Source organism: bacterium (assembly GCA_024228115.1).
GTDB lineage: Bacteria > Myxococcota_A > UBA9160 > UBA9160 > UBA6930.
In genome coordinates, this window is record JAAETT010000674.1 from 1 (window position 1) to 5,104 (window position 5,104).

Below are 5,104 nucleotides of genomic sequence, written 5' to 3' on the forward strand. Positions count from 1 at the left end.
TCACGAAGGTGACCGGGGAGTGGGACCTCGTGTGTTTGGCTACGAACCTCAAACGGATGAATGGGAAGATGGCGTGGACATGAAACCCTCGGCGGCTTCCAGGGCAACCCCGGCTCACACCCGATCCGGAGCCTTCGCGGCCCCGGGCGCCCCAGACCCTACTCCCCGCAACCACTCCACCGAGCACCCCACGCTCCGCGGCCGATCCCGCTTCTCCCCCGCAGTCGCCTAGGGCGCGTCGTTCGCGCGGGACGCCAACGAGCCGCAGGAGGGTCCCAGGCTCGATGGGAATCCAGCCGCTGCTCCTCGTTGACTCGATCGGAGCGTGTTCTTGTAGATCGCGCCGTCCTTCATGATGATCCGCATCGTATCGACGCCGTCGCGGTCCGGTGCATCGAACCACGCCTCGCTGCCGCCGACCGCGGAGATGTCCTCGGGCGGGTTGCCGCCCACGACGAGAAGGTCCGCGTACGCACCCTCTTCGATCACGGCGAGCTTTCCTTCGGGGTCGGGTTCAAGAAATCGCCGCGGAGCGCCAGGATCTCACCGTTGACGGAGGTCAACGCTCGAGACGGCGGGCTGGAACGAAGCGGTCACTGTGATTGCGAACAAGAGGCTTCGTCAGCGCATGCCTGGACTGGCCCTTTGCTTGTTTCCCGGCGATGAGCTCGGCACGGCGCGATCCCCGCGCACCGCACGGTCTCAGAGGCCGCTCGTGATCTCGCCTTCTTTCGGTCCCGGCGGCTGGAAGTGCGGCGCTTCTTCGTCGGGAAGCCAGTTCTTGTAGACCAGTCCATCCTTCATCACGAAGTCCACACGATCCCGCTTGATCGCCGTCAGATCTTCGAGAGGATTGCCGTTGACCAGGATGATGTCGGCGTAGCCGCCCTCGACGATGGTTCCGATCGTGCCGTCCTTGTAGGGATTCATTCCGCCGCTCCAACTCAACACCTCACCCGCATTCGAGGTCGCGGACTTGAGGGAGAGATGGGGGTTCTGGGCAATCTTGTCATTGAACCAGAGGATGTTGTCGGCCTGCCGCACGAGATCGGGACCAAACATGTCGCCGCCGGTCACCATGATCAGGTCGTGCTTCACGGCCCACTTCATCATCTGCGTGGCGCCCGAGTTCACCCTCGCCGCCTTGGCTTTCTGGTCGGCACTGAAGAAGGTGATCGCCTCGGGGTTGCCGAAGGCTTCGAGTGACATGACCGCTTGCACGGAGAGAGCGACCCCCTCCTTCTTCATCCGCTTGATCGTCGCCTCCGAAACCAGGAAGTTGTGTTCGATCACGCGAACACCGGCGTCGATGGCGCGGTTGACCGACGTGTCGTGGTAGGCGTGTGCCAGGACGTAGGTTCCATAGTCGCGGGCCACGCCGACGATCGCCTCCATCTCCTCCTGGCTGAACTGGACCATGTGGAGCGGGTCGAACTCGCTGGCAACGCCGCCTCCAGCCATGATCTTGATCTGAGTGGCGCCCTTCCGCAGGTTCTGGCGCGCCGCCTTGATGACCTCGGGGACGCCGTCGACGATGTGCGCGAAGCCGGCCGCTTCGAGGGTATCCACGGAGTGCATCGAGTCGGAAAAGTTTCCCGTGTCCCCGTGCCCGCCTGTCTGGCTCAAGAACCCTCCAGAGGGAAAGACCCTCGGACCGGCGAGGATCCCATTGTTGACCGCCTTCGCGACGCCGAGGATGTTGCACCCCGCGTCGCGCGCCGTCGTGAAGCCCTGATCGAGATAGTCGCCCATCGCATGCCCCACCCAGGCTCCTGCCGTCATCGCGTCATAACTGTCCCGGAACGCGAGCATTCCGTTCTGGATGCAGAGGTGGGAGTGCATGTCGATGAGGCCGGGCATCAGCGTGCGCCCACCGCCGTCGACCTTGAAGGCACCCTCGGCCTCGATCGTTCCGCTCGAGACCTTCTTGATCAGATTCCCCTCGACGAGCACGCTGGCGTTCTCGATGCGCGCCTCGTTGATGCCGTCGAAGACGTGCACGTTGGTGAACAGGACCTGGCGGGGCGCCTCGGCATCCTGGGCGATCGCAGGTACCGTCAGCAGCCAGGCCATGAGCAGTGCGCTGCATGCCTGGGTCAATTTCTTCGAGTGGTTCACGGGGTTCTCCTTGGAAAAGTGTTTTCGAGCATGGCCGTGCGCCTACAGCGCATAGCGGAGACGCAGGCCGAGGATGAACAGGGAGCTTTCGCTCGGATGCAGGGCCGGGTCGAGGACCAACTGCAGGCTGGGTGTGACCGCCAGCGCTCGGAAGATTTGCCAGCGGTAGAACACCTCGAAGGACCACTGGTCGTCGAGACCTGGGCCGAAGCCATCCTTGTTGGGCCGGCCCCAGTTGATGGCGGCCCCCAACTGGTCGCGGCCCTCGACGGCCTGGTAGCTGAAGCCTGCACTCACCGAGCGGTCGAGCAGGCTGCCTCCGTCCTGTGTCCAACCCGCGCGAAGGAAGGGCATCCACTTCTCCGCGAGGAGCTTCGAGGCCGAGAAGTTCGCGCCCCAACCGCTGGGTGTGGCCGCGCTGTCGCGCTCGTCGATGTGCCAGAAGGTCACGTGGACGTTTTCGGACATGAGTTGTTCCTGGGACGCGGTCCAGCCGAGCTCGAAGCTCGAGAAGTACTCATGGTCTTCGAAGAAGGTCTCGAAGCCCTCGAACGGGTCTTCCGGGTCGCCGTTGGCATCGCCGAACCCCGCGATGGCGTAGAGGTGGTCGGTGATCATCCCCGCCGCTGCAACGCCGAGCATGGCGTCGTTCGGTAGCGCGATGCTGGCACTCCCCGTGCTGAAGGTGAGGTTCGCGAAACCCGTCCAAGGGCTCGCGAGCGCATAGGCGTCGACGTAGTCCGTCGCATCGAGGAAACCCGCCAATACGCTGAAGCGGCCTCCGGCGAAGCGCTGGCGCCAATAGAGGTTCGTCGTGCGCCAACGTTGGTTGCTGAAGGGCGCGGCCATCACGCCGACGTAACCCGCCTCGAAGCCGTACCCGCCGGGCGGGATGTCGGAATAGCGGTGGCGGTGCTCGACCTTCCAGACGAGGGCGCCCGGCTGATCTCCGCTCCGGTCGACGAGGTCCCAGGAGCCGAAGAAGCGAACCATTCCGCTGCTCGCAAAGTCGTCGCCCACGCTCTCGTCCGAGAGCAGGGCCTGGGCGCTGTAGTCGCCACCGAAGTGAATGCCGGTGTCCTCCTGGACTTGGTTCTTCCAACCGCGATAGCGCTCTAGGAAGTCCGCCTCCAGCAGCGGCTGCTTTTGCCGCTCGTCTTCTTCGAGCTGATTCTCGACGCCGTCGGGGCCCTCGAAGCCGGCGCCCGCCGCGGCGCCCGGCGCCACTCCGAGGCCGATGGCAGCCGCCAGAAGCCAATGCACGCGACGCGAGGAGATCACTTGAACAACGTCGCCAGCACGTTCTCGACCACCGGCGCCACGTTGAAGCCGATCAACCACTTCGGGCCGAAGGCATCGGACTGCTCGACGTAGTAGTTGATCTCCATGCTCAGCTTCCACGGACGGCCGCCGAGGATCAGAGTCTTTCCGAAGGAGAGGTTGAGCGGGATCGTCCACTGGTTGGCCTTGTGGTCATAGCTGAGGATCGGCGAGGTTCCGACGTTCCACCCGCCCGCCGGCAGGTAGGTCCCGAAGAGCTGGACGCTCGTGAGGCTGATGTCCGCGTCACCCGACCCACCGACGTTCCACTGATGGCTGGGGAACATGCCGATCACGTACTTCTTCGTCAGCTTGCCGACCAGGAACTCGGGGCCCAGGGTGAACCGGTCGGCACCGAGAGAGTCGCGGGTCGCTGTGGGGAGGGTTGAAACCACGCCTCCCGCCCACAGGATGCCACCCTTCGTCGTTCGCGCGTAAGCCAGGTCGAAGGCGATGTCGCCCAGGCCGAAGTCGGACTCGAATCCCAGATCGGTCGGATCGAATACGGGCTGGTCGAACTGGAGCGGGATCGCAGGCCGGAACAGGACCACGTCCCCATTCGCTCTGGGGAATGGGAAGCTCGGCTGGAAGAGCATGCCCGTCCCGTGTTGGTCGTCGGCGTCCGGCAGGTCCCCCTCGAAGATCCGGTGCTGGAGCTTCAGGGTGAGACTGGCCAGGGGCGTATTCGGGTTGGCGAGCTGCGCCGCGATCTCGTCGGCGGTGGGCTTCCCGGCGCCGTCCGCGGAGACGACCGGGGCACTGGACAGCGCGCCGACGGCCCCCGGATCGTCGACCGGCTGTCCGTCCTGAGCGTGAGCGGCCAGGGACCAGCCGACGAGCACTGCGATGACAAGGATGTGGGCAGGCCGGATGCGCATGTGGATTCCCTGGGCCGGGGCTCGGCTGCTGACGGCTCCAGAGGGAGCCGATGTCGGTAAGGAAAATAGAATGGCGACAACCGGATCGAGGAGGTAGCCATTTCCGGCAATGTCCGAGCCGTTTCACAGCCAGCAGTCCACCAGCTCCCACGTTCGATCGGTGGGAATTCCCCTCGTTCGAGCGGTTCAGCTCGAGCCCTTCGTCGCGGCTGCCGAGCGGCTCGGCATCCGAACGGAGCGCTATCTGGATCAGGTGCGGCTTTCGGGATCCGTCCTCGAGCGTCCCCAGGAGATGATCGCCCGCCGGCAGGTCTGGGGTTTCGCCAACCAAATCGAAAGGGAGCAAGGCCTCACGAACTATGGGCTCGAGGCGGCCACGACGGACCCGATCGCGACGCTTGGAGCCTTCGGCCGCCAACTCGCGACGGAGCCCACTCTCTGGATGGCGCTGGCGCGCCTGGCTCGTGAGTTCGGGCGCCACAGCACGCACGCCTGCCTACAGTTGGAGGAGTCCTCGGAGGGCATCCGGCTCATCCGCCATGACCAGCATGTAGACGCTCACTCAGAAGCGTAGAAATCTGATCATTTGGCCGGGGGGCGACGCAGCCCGCCGTTCCGGATTCCGATTCAGATCTTCCGGGTCGAAAGGTGAGCTTGCCCCGGTCTCGTGGACACCCCGGATCGCACGAAAGTGCGGTAGGAGTGTGTCATGGGAAAACGGAAGCGTCGATCGTTCACAGATGAATACAAGGCCGAGGTCGTGGAGCTGATCCGCAAGAGCGGGAAGA

At 64.5% G+C, this 5,104-nt stretch carries 5 protein-coding genes; 1 reads left to right on the forward strand and 4 read right to left on the reverse strand.

Annotated features, from left to right (window positions below; genetic code table 11):
* Positions 1–228: 228 nt before the first annotated feature.
* From GY937_27975 to GY937_27990, 4 genes are all read right to left on the reverse strand, one after another.
* Positions 229–489, reverse strand: coding sequence for a hypothetical protein (locus tag GY937_27975; GenBank protein ID MCP5060552.1), 261 nt, complete (start codon positions 487–489; stop codon positions 229–231).
* Between the two features lie 213 nt (positions 490–702).
* Entirely contained in the window at positions 703–2,073 is a 1,371-nt protein-coding gene (locus GY937_27980; GenBank protein ID MCP5060553.1) for an amidohydrolase family protein, read from the reverse strand.
* Positions 2,074–2,160: 87 nt separating this feature from the next.
* A complete protein-coding gene (locus GY937_27985; protein ID MCP5060554.1) occupies positions 2,161–3,399 on the reverse strand; it encodes a carbohydrate porin in 1,239 nt (412 codons plus the stop codon).
* Entirely contained in the window at positions 3,396–4,316 is a 921-nt protein-coding gene (locus GY937_27990; GenBank protein MCP5060555.1) for a hypothetical protein, read from the reverse strand. The genes GY937_27985 and GY937_27990 overlap by 4 nt, the downstream gene beginning before the upstream one ends.
* 109 nt (positions 4,317–4,425) lie before the next feature.
* Between GY937_27990 and GY937_27995 the strand changes: the two genes are divergently transcribed.
* Entirely contained in the window at positions 4,426–4,890 is a 465-nt protein-coding gene (locus tag GY937_27995) for an AraC family transcriptional regulator (GenBank protein MCP5060556.1), read from the forward strand.
* The last annotated feature ends 214 nt before the right edge of the window (positions 4,891–5,104 follow it).